This is a genomic window from Cyanobium sp. PCC 7001 (assembly GCF_000155635.1).
Lineage (GTDB): Bacteria > Cyanobacteriota > Cyanobacteriia > PCC-6307 > Cyanobiaceae > NIES-981.
The window spans coordinates 2,419,652-2,437,412 of sequence record NZ_DS990556.1; the positions used below are offsets into that span (position 1 = coordinate 2,419,652).

Here is a 17,761-nt window from a genome sequence, read left to right on the forward strand (position 1 = left end):
GCACTCAGCCCTGAGCTGGCAGTCAGCTCAGCAGCGGCTCGTTGATCTGCTTTGCTGACGAACCTAGTGAGATACAACAGCTAATTTGCGTCAGTAGGCAGGTGAAGGTGTAGGCCAATGAACTCTATTGAAGGCTTGATCGCGGTCTTGCCGGTCAACGGGAGTCGCTCTGTTGGCAGATCGCATTTCAGATCCCCTCTTGTGCTGCTCTGTGCTGCAAGAGAGCCTCCCCACCACATCTCTTCAAGATCCTCCTTGGTTATATCTTTAATCTTTCGCAATCCCCTTCTTGCGTCTTCGGCAATGCCTTCTGAAATTATTCGGTTCAGCCTTTCTTGCTCTTTCATCAGCACCTCTTCAGAGCATGCAGGGTATTCTACTTTCGCGCATCCTGCAAGCAAAAGCAACGCTGTTAAGGGAGCCGATATCCAAAGCCTGAGTCTTCTGGGCCCTGAATGCACTGCGCTATAAAGTGATCTGCGCGCTCGATTCATTGTTCTTTTGGTTGCTAGTTGATGCCGTCTCTCTTGGTTTATGGCAGAAGTAACATCAGCAAGAGTAAGTCCCCCAGAATGAGCTTAGCCAGGAGCTAATGGGTTGCCATTGACGGCAGGTAAGAGCCTGCCAGTCGGGCGAGGATCGATGCTGTTGCGCCCGTAGCACTCCGCCCAGCTACTCCCTGGCTGGCTGAGCTCACCCGCCACCCCGACACACAGGGCTGCTCCCGGAGGTGCCCAGTCAAAGGTCATGGCCTGGAGGATCTGCTCTCCTGCCTCATCGAGGCGGGCCACAGGGACGCTGAACACCAGCTCGTCATGGACAAGGAAGCGCAGCTGCGGCACCAGCCAGAGGGGCAGACGGAGCAGGGCCAGCATCATCAGGTCGCGGGCTGTTCCCTGCCCCATCAGGGCAGGCCCCTGGGTGTGAGCCCTGGCGGGGTTGGGCCGCATCATCCGACCGAAACCGTTGTCGAGCAGCTGTCCTGAGGCTGCCCGTTCCCGGATCTGGTCTCGCCAGGCCACCAGCTGGGGGAAGGATCGCCGCATCCCTTGGTCGAACTGTTCAGCCAGGGCCTGGCTGATGCCATGGCGCACCATGCCGTTCACGCTCATGCCGTAGTTCCAGCCGTGGCCGATCGCCTTGGCATCAGAGCGGCTCAGGCCGACAGCAGCAGCGATCTCGGAGTGGGCATCACGACCGGGCTGAAACAGCTCCAGGTAGGCCGGATCCTGGGCATGGGCTGCCATGGCCCTCATGTCGATCTGGCTGAGGTCAGCAGCCAGGAGCCGATGGTCGTCGGCATCAGGGAGGAAGATTGCCCGCTCTGTGACGCGACCACCACGCTTGCCGAACACCGTGATACCGGGATTGGTGAGGCTGAACCGGCCCGATGCCTGAAGTGGAGCGACCTGGGGATGGATCCGTCCATCGCTCTGGCAGTGGTCCAGGGCCGTGCCGTAGACGGAACGGGCTCCAGTGAGGCTCAGGATCGTCTCCAACAGCTCGGTCTGGGTCTGGTTGCCCTGTTCCCTGACCTGCTCCAGCAGCGGGCCCAGGGCGTCCTTGCTGGTGCTCGGCTTGCCTGTGGCGGTGAGGGGCAGAACCAGGCCCACATCGGCGGCGGCCTTGGTGATCGCCTCTGCGGCACCCTTGCAGCTCAGAGGGTTGGCAGCAGCGGCACCACTGCTGGTCATGGTGGGCAGTCCGTAGTCGGCGACCAGTCGTGATCGGCACTCCTCCTTCCGAGCTTCGATGGCGTCGTAGCGGGACTGGGTGAGTTGCAGGTCCAGCCGGGTGCCATGGAGCGTGATGCCAGTGACGAGGCGCCCCATAACGCGCATCTCCCGCCTGGCGTAAGGGCTGAGCTGACCATCGGGGACCAAGGCGTCGTAGACGGCACGACAGGCCGCCACATCCCCCTGCAGGTAGGCCAGGTAGTCGGGATGGTTGCGGGGGATAAGCCCGTAGCCGATGGCCTCCAACTGCTTGGGCTTGCCGGTATGGCCATGAGCCTTGGCAGCATCCCTGGCCAGCTTTTTCAGATCGTTGGTCTTGCCTGGGACACCAGCCCGCTCAGCGCAGCGATCGAGGGAGTAGAGCCGAGCGATCTGCCCACCGCTGAGCTTCCCGTCCACGGGTGGCTTGGGCGGATCCAGCGCCAGGGCCAGGACCATGGTGTCGATCAGCTTCCCTTCCTCGGCTGCCTGAAGCAGATCCAGACCGTGATGCCTGGCCAGGGCGAGGTAGTCGAAGCCGAAGCCGTTATGGGCGATCAGACGGCCACCTGAGGCCAGCCAGGGCACCAGGGAAGAAGGATCGGTGTCGATGCCCGCCTCGGTGCCCACCAGCCGGATGAAGGGCCTTCCAGGAACTGCTGGTGCCCAGAGCTGGGTTGCTGAGCAGGTCTCCAGATCGAGCACCATCGGTCCCTCCCCACCAGATGGATCGACCAGCGGACCAGCAGGGAGTGGACCCAGCTCGTCCTCGCTCGGGTAGGGAGCGGCCTTGGCCCTAGTCGCCCCCATACCCGAGCTGGCCCTGGCCTTCGGTGGAGGGTCCGCCTCGACATCGACTGGGACGCTCTGATGGACCGCTGCATCAGGCTCGAGAGAAGCCCACGGGTCCGAGATGACCTGGACCTTGGACGGTGGCTCTGGAGCGGGAACCGGAGCGGGGGCTGAACCACCGCCAGGCCGCGGCAAGCGGTCCCAACGATGGACACCTTGCTCGTCGGTGAACCTGCCGACAGCGAGACGGCCCCCCAGCTCGATAGAAAGCGCTTCAGCTGTCGGGACCTCCACCCCGCTGTGATGCTCGGTCAGCCATCGGATGAACACCTCCCAGAAGTCGGCCACGGAGATGCAACGGGATGAGCCATCACCTGGGACGGTCGTGGACACCAGGTAGCAGGACAGGACTGATCGGAGCGAGGGCGGGAAAGCGGTGACAGCTTCCGGGATTGGGTTCGACCGAGGGATCGGTGTCCCCGGCGGTGGGTGGACCGAAGCAACGGGATCGGCCTTGCTCGAGGTGGTGCGCCCTTGGGCGGTGGGGTCCGCCAGCCCATGGTCTGGATCAACTGGGACGGGTGGAGCAGGGGCTGGAGGTGGCGCCGCAGGAACGCCCAAGGGTGGTCTCAGGGCTATCGCGTTTACCTTTTTCTCCCCACAGAAAGCATGTACGTCTTCCCCTTTTTTACCCCCCTCTTCTACTCTTTTTTCTCCCTGTTCAGGATAGAGGGGACAGCCCTGAGACCACCCTTCTTGATTGGCTGAAAACCCAGTGCCAACCTGGGATTCGTTCCTGGGGGACTGCCCTGAGACCACCCCTGAGTCCACACCCTGAGTCCGCCCTGAGACCGGGAGGGTGGTCTCAGGGCTCTCTGCTTCACCAGCGGGGCCGGTGGCGATGCCCGGATCAGCCCTGTGAGGCGGACTCAGGGGGTCCGAAGCCGGTCTCAGGGCTGGTGGTCTCAGGGCTGTCCGCAGCGAGGAGAGGGTTCCAAGGCCCCCGGATCTGACCTCCATTCGGTCGAACGTCTCCCTGTTTCCCAGACCACCCGACCCGTTGCTTGGCCTGAGCAGACCATGCCGCAGAGCGAAGCCGGCATCGAAACGCGGCAGGTTCTGGCGCTGGGATGGTGGGCGGCCCTGGGCCTTGGCCTCCTCACGCGATTCCTTCCGCCTGGGCAGGCACCTCCCAGGGCCAAGGACTCGACGCAGCTGCCCCCTGAAGTTGGAGAGCTGCATTGCGTGTTCCACCCCGGCGTACTTGCACCAGCCGCGGTACGCCTCGAACATCTGCCCCAGGTCGGCCTCATCAACCTCGGCATCAGGACCGAGAGGGTGCGGCACCAGGCAGGCATCCGCGAACTGACTGACGCTGTCGCCAGCTGCAGCAGCTTCCGCTTCACCCAGACGGAGCAGTCCCTCTGGGTCGTTCTTGGACAGGATTGCTTCCAGCTCGAAGGTGGGCATGGACATCGCCCAGCTCACGGCCTGGCTGCGGATGACGCGGTGTTCAGGGGTGGAACCGATCAGATCGGATCGCAGCATGGGATCCGGGTCTCCACTCCTTTGCAGGGTCTGCAGGGTGAGGCATCGGCGTAGGAAGCCATCCCGACCGTCGCTGAACTGCAGCGGCGCCACGCTGGCGATGATGCAGCGGACATTGAACGGTCGGGCCTCCTCAGCCTCTGCCGAATAGAGGCGCCTGGCAGTCTGGGGTTTGTTCTCCACCAGCTCGTAGAAGAGCCCGCTATGGCCGCTGTTGCGGAGCCTCGCCGGACAGTCCGGGAACTGCAGAAGCCGCCGACCGCGCACTATCTGATGCAGCTTCTCGGGAGTGTCGAGGCTCGCTGGATGAGCTGCTGTCGCCTGCAGGGATGGCGGCAGAAGGCTGGAGAGGAACTCGACCAGGAGCCCCTTCCCCGTTCCGGTATCCCCCAGGTGGTGGAACACCTCGCCGTACCGAACCGAGGGGTCGATCAGCCAGCGCAGTTCAGCCCGGATGATTGGTTCCGCACCCTCCGGGTAACAGGTTTCGATCACCCGCTGCAGTGCTGCAGGACATCCGGCACCTGGGAGGTAGTCGGCATCGACGGCGTATGTGGCCCCGTGTTCTGGGCTGTGAGGTTCCAGGCGCCGGGTGCGCAGGTTGAAGGTGCCGTTGCCGAACACGACCACTGGCGGCGGAACGTCCTGCAGCGGGCCACGACCAGCAAGGCCAGCGAGAAGCGAGACAGCGCCCTGAACCTGCCTGTCGGTGCCGAACCTGAATCGGGGCGCGCCCTTGGTCGGGTCTTTGGGGGGCTCGCACAGGAGACTGAGCACACCCAGTGCAGCTGTCCGAGCCTCATCGAGAGACCAGGCACGCCAGTACCCCAGGGCGTGGTCGTACCTGCGGAAGCAGCCACCATCCCAAGCGATCAGCTGGTCGTGTTCCGCATAGAGGACTTCGGCTGCCTGTCGTTCCGGCGGTGCATCGGTTCGGAGGATGCCCCGACCTCCATCAGCCGCGGCCGTGGTGCGTTTGCTCCTCTCTCCACAGAGGATCTCCCTGGCCCTGCTGATCGAAAACCTGATCCGCTTCGCTCCTGCTTCGACAAGCTGGGCAGCTGCGTCGCCACCAAAGCCTGCCTGCAGTGACTGCGAGGCCAGGCGACGGATCGATGGGGCATGCCAGTCCGCCCGCAGGTTCCGATCCCACCGCTTCGGAAGTTCTCTCAGCAGCTCACGGGCCTTCCAGCGGTACACGTTGGCCAGGTCACCACCGGCCCGGAAGAACTCACAGGCTCCGCCCTTGGGCCCTGCCAGGTCACGGTGGAAGAAGGCCAGCCGCAGCCTCGGACGATTAAGGCCAGCAGCGACCAGCTGACCCCAGACGGAGGGATTGTTGACGGCGTCAGCGTCGTAGATCAACAGCTGCACGCTGGGCGCCAGCAGCTTCCATGCGGTTACACCAGCGATGGCCTGAACGGTCTGTTCGGTCGCCAGGTGCAGCCTCAGGGCATCTTTCCAGCCCTCTGTGGCGATGGTGGGTTCACCCTGCCCGAAGGTCGCGGCGTGCTGCTTGGCGCCCAGCTGACTCAGATACTTGATCTGATCCCCCCGGTATGTGGTCGGAGGGTCATCGCAACGGAGCTGGGCGAAGGCTTCACAGAAGGGCAGCAGCAGTCCGCCACCGCGCCAACCCTTGAATCGGAAGCCCAGGTGGTTGGCCTCATCAGCACTGATGCTGCGGGCTCCGTACCCGATGGCGACATTCACAGCCTCTTCGCTGCCCAGTTCATTGAGAAGGTGGTCGAAGTGCTCCGGGGATAGGGGAGTGCTCTGCGGTGCGGAATGGTTCATCAGTCCGCCTCCTGGAGTCCGTGTTCCCGGGCGTCCTCGATGAGGCGTAGATAGCGGTCGGCCTCGACGGCTTCCATCCCCTCCTCCCATTCGGAGTGGGAGATGTCGTCGAAGCCGCACGATTGCTGTTGGCCGGCGGTCAGTTCAGGGGACGCGGCACAATGAAGGGGAGCATCAGTCGTCCTGCCCCTCCAGCCGCTCGTAACGGCCAGGGGCTCTTTTTGTGGCTGCATGGTTCAGCCCTCCCCGGTGGAGGAGCGGGGCCGACCCAGCGCCGCGAGTGCTGCCAGGAGTTCAGCCCGGATGTGCTCCGGGGTGTTGGAACTGGACTCCAGAAAGTCGCTGAGCGATTGCCTCAGAAGTCCAGAAATCGTGAGGCCTTCGTACCCGGCAGCAATCCGGGCAAGGCGGTGGATGTTGTTGTTGGCAGCGAGCTGAAGAGTGCGGGCCTTCGCAACGTCAGAGTTCAGCCCACCGCGAGCGATCGTTCGCATCGAGGGGATGGGTAGAACGCGGAGTGGCTGGACCGTTGGAGCCTTTCCGCCGTGTCCCGGTCGGGCTCCTGACTGTCGCTCGATAGTAACATCGGAAGATAGGACCTGAGTCCGTCACCTGTGCCGATAACCCGCAATTCGCCTGCTCAAGATCTGCACCCGATCTCTCTTGTTCGCGCACTGCTGGAACAGGGAGTCCCTCTCGACCAGGCAGTGCCTCCGGGGGCCGTGGGTGAGCAGGTGCTCCTGCAACCTCTGCCACGCCCGACAGAGCAGTACATCGCCAAGGCAGGTGAGTGGATCCCGGTGAGGCTGCAGGGCCCAGCTGAAGCCGGCGAAGTGCAAGGGACCTTTGGCGGCTTGGTGCAGTTCCGCCGACAGGGCTTGCCGAGCACCGGCCCGCAGTCGGTGCTCGGCAAGCCAGAAGACCAGCCCGCGGCCTTGCGCAGACTCGACGCGCTGCGCATCTCGAAGCGTGACGAGCACGGCAGGTTGCCCAGATCCGCCACCCGACAACACAAGGACAGGCGCAGGCTGCTTGATGCCTTCAAGTCGGCGATCGGAGGGGCCAGGACTGTCGTTCTCGTTGCTGGAACCCAGTCCGAACTGGATGAGGCGCACCTCGAACTGAAGCCCGCAGCAAGAGCCCAGGCCCTGTGCGACATCGACGACGACGAGGTGATCAAGGCCGACCTGCTGGGCAGCTCGAGACGCCCTCAAGTGATCTCGTGGTCTGCGCCGGCACGCCTCGACGACGACAGGGAGTGCATTCTCGCTGGCGAACTCCAGGAGCACCAGTCCTGCCTGGTCGCATATCTCCTCCCCGGTGTGTTCCGTCTCCCCGTTGAGCACCAGCAGGCAATGTTCCGTGCCCTGCCCAACCTCCTCGGGCTGCACTACGCCCGTCCGCAGTGTCTCGACCAGAGGGCGGGTTGACCCTGGGAGCATGCTCCGACGCCCCGCGAACAAGGCCGCCTGGTGCCTACCGCTGCTGGGCCTGGCCGCGGCCACAACACCCAACCCATCAAGCTCCGTTGATGGGTTAGTGGGGGCCAGGCGGGCCTTGCATCAACCAGTTTGATAGATCAATTGAACTTGATGGATTGGAGCTCGCGCACACATGCTCCGCCCACCGGGCCCCGGCCCTTGAGCATCACCTGCGCACCAGCCACTGAGCGTCACCTGATCCAAGCCGCAGCAGGCGGCTGTGTGCAGTCGGGACGCTGCTCAGGTGCCACCAGCTCCTGCTCCAGCCCCCTCAGCCCCACCTGCTCCAGCCGCGTCGGCGACCACTGCAGCACTATCTCAACTCTGTGTGAACACCGGCGGAGCTTCCCTAGAAACAAGGGGATTGACCCGCAAAGGCCCGATGAAATGGGCTGCTGCGTCAATCAACAGGCAAACGCGGCAATATCGACCTCAGGCGATTTGCAAACTCCCGTTACCCAGAGGCTCCCTTAGTAGATGGACACGCCCAGGACTAACGGTGTCATCCGCTACAGAGCAAATCGGCTTGCGACGTTAACATTTAATTGTATATTCTTCAGCTGATCAATAGCGTAGTGCTAAAATTCAAGTCAAGAGTTATCATCTTCTCGGGTATTAGCGTATTGTCTTTGTGGACAACATCCGCTCTTTCCAGCCCACTGGGATGTTCGACATCTACTGGGCAGGCGCCATTGCTTCAGTGGGATCTGTTTTTGGACCGAGAAAGCAATCTAGTGACCAAGATTGCAAAGCAGACCGGCCAATCCCGTACCTTCCCTGCAACATACACCGCATCGGAAGTCCGTTGGTCTGAGCCGCGAGGCATTGCCAGCCGTACCTCCTATTCCCTCAGTTTTGAATCAGGGCAAATCTCCTCTGCCGTCATTGGACAGGATATTCGCCCCCCTGCTTGCAGCACCATTGCTTAGCGCTCCCTTCTCAGTACATGGAGTGCCGACCGACGGCGCTTTTGTAGAAAGTAGTTTCAAAGCCCTCTTATTGTGAGCTGAAAGTTCACGCCATGCTCGCCTAGGCATTTATTTTCTTGTATCAACCGCTACCGGCCTGATGTTCGGCCCTAGGATTGGCATAGCTTTTTGGAGGAACAATGAGCGTTCTGCTTCGCGTGGCTTTGGTCCTGCCTTTGGTTGTCTTTGGCTGGGCAGGAGCTGCTTCCGCTGAGTCTTTGACCAGAGATTCAGTCTCTAACGACCTGGCTGCAGGTCGTTCTATGGATCAAGTCCCTCAAGGTGCAACAAATGTGAACACACAATGCGTCAGTTTTGGGCCCACACCCCACTATCGCTGCACTACTACCTGGGACGAATAGGCACTTATTCTGGGCCTGCCTATCGATTTACTCTTCGGTCACGTCTTTTATCTTCCCATCGGCTACGGCTGATGGGTTTTTTCATGGAGAGCAGGCAATGTGGCGCCATTACACCTATAATCCATGGAAGGAGGTTTCAGAATCAGTCTTCCAAGAGGTTGCGTGGGAATTCATCAAGATGGGAACCGTAGTCTTTTCGCAGCTTCTACAGTCTGCAGGTATCTACTCTTATTGGAGTTATTGGAGAAATGCCCTGGCATGCTCGATACGCGGTGAACCGGAGTTGTTGTCCACCATGGTCACAAGGTCTGTGTAATGGGTGCGCGCCAGCGCTTTGTTCCCCTGCGCTTCTGCTGAACGTCCGGCTCCGTAAAGGCTGTTGAGACGTCCTGGGCTTCTCCCCAGAACGGCCGCGTAGGCCTGGTAAGCCTCAGCGGGCCTGTCCAGCTCCATGAGCATGTCGCCCAGCAGTTCCTGCGCCGGTAGCACTTCTCCAGGCGTGACTGCATGCTTCTCGGTGGTGGCCTCCAGTGCTGCCGCCGCCTGCATCGCCGCCAAGGCATCTTCTTGATCTCCCTGGCTGAACAGCAACCAGGCCCGGGCGGATTGCTGCATGATCGCCACCTGTTTCCCCCAATAGGGCGAAGCCTCCTTGGCTGCCGCCTCCAGTTGCACTAGTTGTTGCAGTTCCGCTGCGGCGCGATCGTTCTGGCCGCTGCGGGCTGCACCGAGGGAGCGGCTAAAGCGGCTGATCGCCTCCATAGCAGGGAACTTCTGCCACGGGAACCGCTCCGGACTTCCCACCGCTACATCGGCTGCCTCTTGCCACCGTTGCTGCTCAAGGGCGATCCGTGCGGGCACCGCGGCCAGGGTGTAGCCCGAGGCCAGATGAGTCTGCAGCGGTTCCTCGATGCGTTCCATCACCGCAGCCACTTCCGCGGCGGCCTCAGGATTGCCCAGCTGCAGGTAGGCGTAAGCCAGGTAGTCGAGGGCATGAAGATAGTGCAGCGACACGGCATCTCCCGCCGGGTGCTGCAGCGCTGCCTTGGCCGAGCGGGTGTTCATTTCCACCGATTTCTCCCACAACCCCAGCCTCGTAAAGATGTGGGAGGGCATGTGGAGCGCGTGCGGCACGGTGGGCGCAATGTCTCCGTAGCTGCGGGCCGTCTCCAGGGCCTGCCCCGCCAGGGTGGGCAGGTCATGGGCGTGGATGATGTAGTGATGCGCACCCGGGTGGTCAGGCACCTCCGTCAGCACCGGCGCCGCGATGGCTGAAGCCTGCTTCTGGACCCGGTAGCTCTTATCACCGGGATCTGCGGTGGCCAGCACCGCCAGGGCAGTGAAGCTGCGGATCTCCGGATCGCCCGGGAACTGTTTCAAGGCCTGGTTCCAGCCGTCGGCGAACGCTTCAAGATTCGGCCCCTCATCCTTGTCGCGTCCCTCCGCCCAGTAGCGCTGAAGGGCCGCCACCATGGCCTCCTCACGCTCCGTCAGATCGGTTTGCATCGCAGCTTTCTCCGCCAGGCTGAGTCCCAGCTGGAAGCTCTCTTCGCTGGGGGGATCCGACCAGAGTGGATGGATGTGCGTCATCGACTGCCCCCAGTAGGCCATGGCGCAGTCCGGCTCCTGCATAGCAACGGCCTCGAACGTTGCGCGAGCGCCGCGATAGGTCATGTGGTGCAGCAACGCCAGGCCCCGCTCAAGCTGAGGCTGTACCGCCGAGGTGCAGGACGTGGGCCACTGCACGGTTCCAGCTTTTCGCCGAAGGGATCTTTGCCGGTTTCCGCCCCGGCGGGCAGGGGTTGGAGCAAGCCGCCGCAGAGCAGGGCGGCGAGACAGCTCAGCGACAATCGATTCATCTCGGTTCTCCACAGCGTCAGTTCTGCCCCTTTCTGTAGCTATGGCTGCATGTATGGGGCAACGCCTCCAAGGAGCGAAGGACTCCGCTCTGCCAACCAACGTGGTGAGAAAGCACATCTAGGCCGCTGCCACTGGTTCCGGGCAGCAGCGGCCTCGGCGAGCCCTGCAGCACTATCTCAACTGTGTGTGAACTCCCGCAGGGCTCCAGTTGAAGGATCCCGTGATCACGGTGCGCTGATCGAGAACGGCGACTTTGTGGTGCATCTTGTCGCCGGCAGCCAGGCGCGGTGTGCCCACCCCTTCGAGTGCCTGCTTCAGGGGAGCATTGTTCGCCTCGATGCCGCAACGGTGATCCGGCAGGGCCAACCCCAGCAGATCGAGCACTTCGCTGAACGATCGGGTGGCAAAGCCTGGATCGGCCAGCAGGCGGATGGCCACACCCTGCGCCTGCAACTGCCCCAGGGCCGTGGCCAGCCGCTGCTCGGAAAACACGAACAGCGCCAGATCAGCGCGCTGCCGCGTGTTCAGCAGCAGGGTCTCCAGCAGCTGCAGGCCGTGGTTGGGATCGCGGCGGCGATGGGGGGCGAACAGCACGCTCACCGTGGTCCCGCCCACCTGCACCGTCCGGAGGCCACCACTCTCCTTGGCGATGCCGAAGCGGCTGTCCGCCTGGCCGCCGGGGCCGTCGCCCCAGAGGCGACGGAACTCGTCGCTGAACAGGCTGGCCAGCTCCTCGCTCTCGATCCGGAGCAGGTGGTTCACATTGCCGCGGGTCTGGGGGGCACCCGGATCGCCGTGAATGCCGGAGGCCGTGAAGTTGGCGGAGCCCGTGACCACCACCTGCCCATCGATGACCAGGAACTTGTGGTGCATCAGGCCGCTGCCGGCGCTGCCATCGGCGGTGTCATCGAGCATGGGCACGCCGCCCCTGCGCAGGATGGCCACCGCATCCCCCCAGCCCAGGGCCTGCAGCTGGGTCTGCCGCTGCCGCTGGTGCGGGGTCAGATCGGCGGCATGCTGCTCCGACCAAGGAGCGCTGTAGTTGTTCTCCAGTACCACCTGAACCCGCACGCCCTTGCGCCGCTGCTCCACCAGGGCCTCCGCCAGGCGGGGGAGCGATAGCTCCTGCACCGCCACCAGGATGCTTCGTCTGGCCTGACGCACGTTCTCCAGCAGGAAGGCCTCCAGGTCGTCGCCGGCGCGCCACTGGCCCGTGATGGGACTGCGGTAACGGGCGCCGAGCCGGTGGTTGAAGACCACGCGGAACCCCTCCGGCAGGGGAGGGCGCTGTGGCGGCTGCCCGCCGAGCCGCGCCACGGCACTGCACCCGGCGAGCACGGGGACGATGAGGCACAAGGCGGCCAGAGCCCGATGGCATCGCCTCACCCAGGGGACTGCGCCAGGCGCGGTGCCCGCAGGCGGGTCGGTTGGCATGGAGGGACAACGCTGCTGAGCGCAGTGTTGCCCCGCGTCAGGTGAGCCGGCCCGCCGTCAGTGGTGGCCGGGCATCTCGGCGGTGCGGAGCATCAACACGAACCAGAGCGTGCCCACCACCACGGCGCTCAGCACAGCGGCGGGAAGACCCACCCAGCGCAGCACCAGCGGAACGATCAGGGGGAAGGCGAGCGCCCCGGCGATCGGGGTGATGGCGACGACGAGGCGCATGGGCACGGCAGAACGACTCAGAACCACTCAGCCACCGCCTGATCGGCGGGATTGCTGTTGTCTTCCGGGGTGTTGCGGCTGAACTCGAGGGTGATGTTGCGCTTCTGCACCCCGTCGGCGGCCACCGCTTCGATCGGATAGATCTGGCGTCCGTCGCGGAAGGGCACCTGCACCCGGAAGGTGCCATCGGCGGAGAGGGGCACATCCTCGCCTCCGATGCTGAGCTTGGCGGAAGGATCGGTGGCGCCGTACACGATCAGCTCGGCATCGGCCACCAGCCAGAAGGAGCGCTGCCGGGGTGCCACCCCACCGATGCCGGAGTCACTGCGCCCGCTGGCCCAGATCCCCAGACCGGAGGCATTCAGTTCGGAGGAGTCCAGCCCGCTGCTGTCGAGTTCATGGAAGGCTTCCGAACCCCGGCTGATGCGCCGCCATTGGGACGTGGCGGTCTGGTAGAGGCGCTCGTGCAGGCCGGTGTCGGCCGGAGCAGCCGCCGGTGTGGGAGCCGCCACGGCGGCGGGGGCGTTCGCCTCCAGGGTGAAGGGCACGAACTGGTCGAGAATCTGGTCGCTGGGGTGGAGGGCAGGCACCCGGGCCACCGAGGAGAAGGCCAGGGAGATCCAGCCTCCCCCGGATCCCTTGCGGTAACCGAGCTCCACGCGGTAATCGCGATCGCTCAGGGGAACCGGCAGGTACCACTCGGTGGCGTGGCTGTCGACGACCACCTCCTGGAGCGTGTGGGGATGGGCCGACCCACCGGAGAGCCCCGTCACGTCCGCCACGCGCAGGCAGAGCTGGCTGGCACCGGCGGCGAAGGCGGCGGCGCGATCCTCCTCCGAAATGTCCCAGAACACATACGCCCACTGGGGATCGCGGGGCAGGAACACCACGCTGGTTTCGGCCGTGGGGCGGGGAGCCGGAGGCATGGAGGCCTCGATGCTCTTGAGGGGAGGCGGCTCGTCCAGCGGCACTTCGGCTGAGGCAGGAGCGCTGCTGATCTCCTCGCCGGGCTCGTCCTTGCGGGCGCTGATCTCGGCCACAAGCTCATCTTTTGACTTGCGGCTGTAGAGGGTCACGCCCAGATCGCTGGCGATCTGGCGCAGCTGCCTCAGAGTCATGCGGGCCAACGAGGACAGGGCTTGGCTCACTGCGAAAGATTTCGTTTGGGATCAGTGTGATCCACTTTTGCCGTTTACGGCGGCCCCGCCCTGGCAGGGTCAGCATCCACTGACTCGGACACGGCCCTGGACTCACGGGCGGCTGGCCTGCGGACCCATGAAAAAGGCGGCCCTGGAGCCGCCTTGGGAGGATTGCAGGAAGGGCCGGCACTCAGCGGCCGATGCTGCGGTAAGGGACCTTCGCCAGGTAGTTGATGTCGGCGGTGGCCGCCGCGCTGCTGGCTCGCATCGCCGGCAGGCTGCGCACCCAGGGAAGGTAGTCCTCGGGGAAGCCTCCGCGGCGCTGGCGGGCGCGCTCCGGGTAGGCCCTGGCGGTGCCGGTGTACACCACCTGAGGGAACCCCAGGATGCTGCGGTAGTAGGCGTCGTAGCGCGGGGTGGTGATGTTGAAGGGCGTCTCGCCCAGGTCACGGCTGCCCACCACGCGGTTGCGGTGGTAAGGCACGGTGTCGTAGCCGAAGGCGTCCAGGTACTCCTGGGAGTTGAGGATGTCGTCCACCATCCCCTTGACGCCGCGGGTCATGAGCACGGCAGACCAGGCGATCTCCTCGGACTTGCCGTGGGTGGGGCGGCCCAGCAGTTTCTCCACCAGATGGCGGGCCACCCGGTAGTTGCTGTTGAGGTTGTAGAAGCTGCGGTTGAAGGTGTCGGACAGGCAGAGGGAGCGGATGAAATCCCGCACGGTGATCTGCCCGTCGCGCAGCTGGGACTCCAGCGTGCGGTCGCGGTCGACCTTGAAGGCGTGGAAGAAGATCTGGCGGTAGGCCGCTTCGATCACGAAATTCTGATCTTCGCGATCCATGGCCTTGTCCATGGAGACGGCCTTGGGATCCTCATCCGAACCCACCCGCAGAGCGTTCACGCGCGAGTTCTGGGTGGTGGGCGCGTACTTCAGGAGGGGCAGGGCCACGCGAATTCAGCATCCGTCGCCAGGGATCGTAGAAGTGCCGCCGCTGGGGAACCGGCGTGGCTCAGGCAGGGCTCACAGTCCGTAACGTTCGGCACAGTCGCTGAACTGGGCCGCCTGTTGGTCTGAGCCCCCCGTGACCCTCACCATCCCAGCGGCGACAGGGGAGCGGCCGTCGCCGGGGCTGACGGGGCTGCAGCCGACGCCACCTCGCTCGCCAGGATCCGGGTCTCCACGCAGAACGAGGCGGTGTTCGACAGCCCTTCCACGGTGCTGGTGCGCAGCCGCACGTTGGGGCCGGCGAAGCTGAACCGCTCCAGGCTGTTCATCGTTTCGTAGCTGGTGGTGAGCAGCAGGCCGTCCCGCTCATCCATGGCGAAGTGGCCCGCCACTGGCGCGGTTTCCGCGTAGCCCCGGTCGCGCAGCAGCAGACCGGTGCGGCCGCTGGCGTCGGTGGGGATCAGGCCGAACAAGCTGTCGCCTTCGTGGGCCTCGCCCGCCTTGTCCCAGGCCATCGAGGCATTCCAGGTGACCCGGCATCCCCCCACCAGAGCGGCAGGATCCTGGCCGTGCAGCGTGGCGATGGCGATCAGGCGGGGATCGTCGGCGGCCAGCTCCACCACCTCGATCCAGGATCCCCCCGCCTCGGCGCGGCGGTGCAGCAGGTGGTGGCTGCTGCGCTGGGAGCGCCAGCGGCCGCAGCTCAGCCGGAAGAAGCTGATGGCATCGGCGATGGCATCCGTCACGGTCGGTGGGCAGCGGTGGCCACGATGATCGCAAGGCGGTGGGCAGGGCGCGGTGGCACTCGGTGTGGCGGCAGCCCTGGCGGCGGCCCTCTGCTGGACCCTCGCCAGCCTGCTCTGGCGGCGCCTGCCCACCTCCCTGGGGGCCGGCCAGCTGAACCTGCTCAAGAACCTGCTGGCCCTGGCGATGCTGGCTCCCGTGCTGCTCCTGGGCAGTCGAGGCGGCGGTGGGCCGGCGGGCGGGACAGCCCATCCCACCGTGCTGCTCTGCCTGAGTGGCGTTCTGGGCATCGCCCTGGGAGACAGCCTCTTCTTCGCCGCCCTGCGCCGGCTCGGCACCAGGCGCACGCTCACCTTCGAGGCGGGAGGCCCTGGCCTCACCGGCGCGGCCGCCGGACTGGTGCTGGGGGAAACACCGGCCCCCGGCCAGTGGCTCGGCATCGCCCTGATCAGCCTCGCCCTGCTGCTGGTGGCCCGCCAGAGCGAGGAACCGCCGCCGGGATCGCTGGCGGCCCAGCAGGGCGCCGGATTGCTGCTTGCCCTGGGCGCGCTGCTGGGGGGCAGCGGGGGGGCGCTGCTGGCCCGGGCGGCGCTGCAGGGCGGCATGGTGGCGCCCATGGCGGCGGCCGCGATCCGTCTGGCGGCCGCCAGCCTGGTGATGCTGCCGCTGCTGCCGGGGCTGCTGCAGCGCCTGCGCCGGCCCCAGCTCGGGCCCTGGCCATCCCGCCGCCGCTGGCCGCTGGTGCTGGTCGCCACCCTGCTGGGCACCACGGCCGGCATCGCCCTGCAGCAGCTGGCCCTCAGCCGGCTGCCAGCCGGTCTGGCCGTGGCTCTGCTGGCCACCGCGCCGGTGATGGCTGTTGTGCTGGCACCGCTGGAGGGCGACCGTCCCCGTGTGGGCGGCTGGCTGGCCGCGATCAGTGCCCTGGCGGGGGTTGTGCTGGTGGTGCGTTGAGCCTGGCGTCAGCCTGGCCGCGGGCCCACTGGGTGAGCTGCTCCAGTTCCAGGCCCAGCGCCGTGGTGCCGAGCTCGGCGGCGATGGCCTCCAGCTGCCCGGCGGCGGCCTGGAGCTGGAGCAGGAACCTCTCCTGGAAGCCGGGATCGTCCTGCAGAGCGGGCACCTGGGCGGCCCAGGCCTCCAGCCGCCCAGTTTCGGGCGCCGGACCCTGGCGCCGGCCGGCGATGCCCTGCAGCGTGCGCAGGCTGTGGGCCAACAGCCGCAGATGGTGGCGTTCCACCGCAGGCAGCAAGGTGCTCTCCAGCTCGGCCAGTTCGGCCATGGTCAGCGGGCCGGCGTCGGGATCCATGGCGAGGGGCTGGAGCGAGGGGCTGGCGGGCGAGGGGCCGGCGGGCGAGGGGCCGGCGGGGAAGCACTCAGCCGGGCTGGTGGGGTTGCAGGCGGAATCCGCAGGAATGGCCTTCCTCGAGCCGCCACTGCACCCGGTCCACGCGGCAGTCCGGGAAGGTTTCACGAATCAGCCGCAGCTCCTGGTCGCAGACGCAGGGGAACTGCTCGGCGATGCGCATCACGGAGCAGTGGAACTCCTGAATCACCCACGACTCGCCGTCGGGGTGGGGGGAGCACTCGGCCACGTACCCCTCGCGCCGGCGCAGATCCACCAGCCGCTCCAGCCGTTCCTGGAGGCAACCCTCGCCCACCTGGCTTCGGTAGATCCGCGCCTGCTCGCTGCCTTGCTGGGCCAGGAGCTGGCGCAGGGTTTCGGCGGGCAGGGTCTGCACCATCGACTGCAGCAGACCCACGGCGAAGGCCTCGCTGCCGTCCGGGAACTGATCCTGCCCGCGGGCCGTGAGCTGCCAGTGGTTGGTCGGACGGCCCGGCCCCTCGGAGGCGGCACTGGACGCCACCAGTCCTTCGTCTTCAAGGGCGCGCAGATGGCGCCGCATCACCTGAACGGACACGCCGAGGCTTTTGGCGAGGGTGGCGGCCGTGGCGTGGCCGAGGCGCAGCAGCAGCGCCAGGGCGGCGTCTCGGGTGGAGCCGGGTGCCAGGGGATGGACCGCCGCCGCCGATGCCTCGCCGGCTGCAGGCGCCGCCGCGTCAGAGGGACCAGCTGTGGTGTGGGGGGCGGTGATTGGACGCATGACCGACACCAGGCCCCCACACGATGCCACGTTCCTGCAGTGCTTGGGGGTCGGCGCTTGGGGGTCGGTGCCTGGCGGGCAAGGCGGCAGGCGCACCAGAACGGCACAATGGGCACTCACCCAAGTGCCGGAGGCGTGCCCTAGGCTCCGGATAAGGAAACCTCAGCGTTTCGTAATTCCGAGTGCTCGTCCGCTCCCGTGGATGGTCCAGCCTGGAACCTCCGCGGATCTCCTCAACACGCCGTTCCGTCCCGTTTCCCTCCACCCATGTCCGACACCCCTGCGAGCAACCCCGCACCCAGTTCCGACAGCCTGGAGGTGATCCGCAAGTTCGCCGAGACCTACGCCCAGCGCACGGGAACCTATTTCTGCAGCGATCCCGGGGTGACCGCGGTGGTGCTCGAGGGCCTGGCCCGTCACAAGGATGAGCTCGGCGGCGCCCTGTGCCCCTGCCGCCACTACGAGGACAAGGAAGCCGAGGTGGCGCAGGCGTTCTGGAACTGCCCCTGTGTGCCGATGCGCGAGCGCAAGGAGTGCCACTGCATGCTCTTCCTCACCGAGGACAACCCTTTCCGGGGTGAGAAGCAGAGCATCACGCTCGACGAAGTCAAATCCCTCACCGCCGGCTGATCCCGCCTTTTC

General features: G+C 65.4%; 14 protein-coding genes and 1 pseudogene. 5 read left to right on the forward strand and 10 right to left on the reverse strand.

Annotated elements, in window-relative coordinates; genetic code table 11:
- Positions 1–578: 578 nt before the first annotated feature.
- Entirely contained in the window at positions 579–2,525 is a 1,947-nt protein-coding gene (locus CPCC7001_RS15590) for a DNA polymerase (protein ID WP_198006483.1), read from the reverse strand.
- Between the two features lie 1,062 nt (positions 2,526–3,587).
- Here CPCC7001_RS15590 and CPCC7001_RS15595 point away from each other — a divergent pair.
- Positions 3,588–4,109 (forward strand): hypothetical protein, encoded by a 522-nt coding sequence (locus CPCC7001_RS15595; RefSeq protein WP_043369050.1) that lies wholly within the window; start codon positions 3,588–3,590, stop codon positions 4,107–4,109.
- A gap of 492 nt (positions 4,110–4,601) precedes the next feature.
- Here the strand turns inward: CPCC7001_RS15595 and CPCC7001_RS16065 are convergent.
- Positions 4,602–5,429: pseudogene (locus tag CPCC7001_RS16065) on the reverse strand (hypothetical protein); the annotation flags it as partial.
- Between CPCC7001_RS16065 and CPCC7001_RS15605 the strand changes: the two are divergent.
- Complete coding sequence (locus CPCC7001_RS15605; RefSeq protein WP_198006484.1) at positions 5,322–5,822, forward strand: hypothetical protein; 501 nt, start codon at positions 5,322–5,324, stop codon at positions 5,820–5,822. The pseudogene CPCC7001_RS16065 and the gene CPCC7001_RS15605 overlap by 108 nt on opposite strands.
- A 752-nt stretch (positions 5,823–6,574) precedes the next feature.
- Positions 6,575–7,282 (forward strand): hypothetical protein, encoded by a 708-nt coding sequence (locus CPCC7001_RS11900; protein ID WP_006911030.1) that lies wholly within the window; start codon positions 6,575–6,577, stop codon positions 7,280–7,282.
- 1,618 nt (positions 7,283–8,900) lie between these two features.
- Here the strand turns inward: CPCC7001_RS11900 and CPCC7001_RS11905 are convergent.
- The 6 genes from CPCC7001_RS11905 to CPCC7001_RS11930 form a co-directional block, all read right to left on the reverse strand.
- A complete protein-coding gene (locus CPCC7001_RS11905) occupies positions 8,901–10,337 on the reverse strand; it encodes a tetratricopeptide repeat protein (protein WP_156796769.1) in 1,437 nt (478 codons plus the stop codon).
- Positions 10,338–10,694: 357 nt separating this feature from the next.
- A complete protein-coding gene (locus CPCC7001_RS11910) occupies positions 10,695–11,861 on the reverse strand; it encodes a phospholipase D-like domain-containing protein (RefSeq protein WP_225867239.1) in 1,167 nt (388 codons plus the stop codon).
- A gap of 153 nt (positions 11,862–12,014) precedes the next feature.
- Entirely contained in the window at positions 12,015–12,188 is a 174-nt protein-coding gene (locus CPCC7001_RS15610; RefSeq protein ID WP_006910232.1) for a hypothetical protein, read from the reverse strand.
- 17 nt (positions 12,189–12,205) lie between these two features.
- Positions 12,206–13,306 (reverse strand): DUF4912 domain-containing protein, encoded by a 1,101-nt coding sequence (locus tag CPCC7001_RS11920; protein ID WP_006911295.1) that lies wholly within the window; start codon positions 13,304–13,306, stop codon positions 12,206–12,208.
- A gap of 211 nt (positions 13,307–13,517) precedes the next feature.
- On the reverse strand, positions 13,518–14,276 hold the full coding sequence (locus CPCC7001_RS11925; RefSeq protein ID WP_006909323.1) for a phycobilisome rod-core linker polypeptide: 759 nt from the start codon (positions 14,274–14,276) through the stop codon (positions 13,518–13,520).
- A 140-nt stretch (positions 14,277–14,416) separates the two neighbouring features.
- On the reverse strand, positions 14,417–15,019 hold the full coding sequence (locus CPCC7001_RS11930) for a phycobiliprotein lyase (protein ID WP_006911777.1): 603 nt from the start codon (positions 15,017–15,019) through the stop codon (positions 14,417–14,419).
- Between the two features lie 52 nt (positions 15,020–15,071).
- On the opposite strand from CPCC7001_RS11930, the gene CPCC7001_RS11935 reads away from it, so the two are divergent.
- Entirely contained in the window at positions 15,072–15,971 is a 900-nt protein-coding gene (locus CPCC7001_RS11935; RefSeq protein WP_006911689.1) for a DMT family transporter, read from the forward strand.
- On the opposite strand, the gene CPCC7001_RS11940 is transcribed toward CPCC7001_RS11935, so the two are convergent.
- On the reverse strand, positions 15,934–16,323 hold the full coding sequence (locus tag CPCC7001_RS11940; RefSeq protein ID WP_006909111.1) for a hypothetical protein: 390 nt from the start codon (positions 16,321–16,323) through the stop codon (positions 15,934–15,936). The two genes, CPCC7001_RS11935 and CPCC7001_RS11940, sit on opposite strands and share 38 nt — an antisense overlap.
- Before the next feature lie 67 nt (positions 16,324–16,390).
- On the reverse strand, positions 16,391–17,119 hold the full coding sequence (sufR, locus tag CPCC7001_RS11945; RefSeq protein WP_006910738.1) for an iron-sulfur cluster biosynthesis transcriptional regulator SufR: 729 nt from the start codon (positions 17,117–17,119) through the stop codon (positions 16,391–16,393).
- A 267-nt stretch (positions 17,120–17,386) separates the two neighbouring features.
- Here sufR and CPCC7001_RS11950 point away from each other — a divergent pair, with 267 nt between their 5' ends.
- Positions 17,387–17,749 (forward strand): ferredoxin-thioredoxin reductase catalytic domain-containing protein, encoded by a 363-nt coding sequence (locus tag CPCC7001_RS11950; RefSeq protein ID WP_006910399.1) that lies wholly within the window; start codon positions 17,387–17,389, stop codon positions 17,747–17,749.
- Positions 17,750–17,761 lie beyond the last annotated feature (12 nt).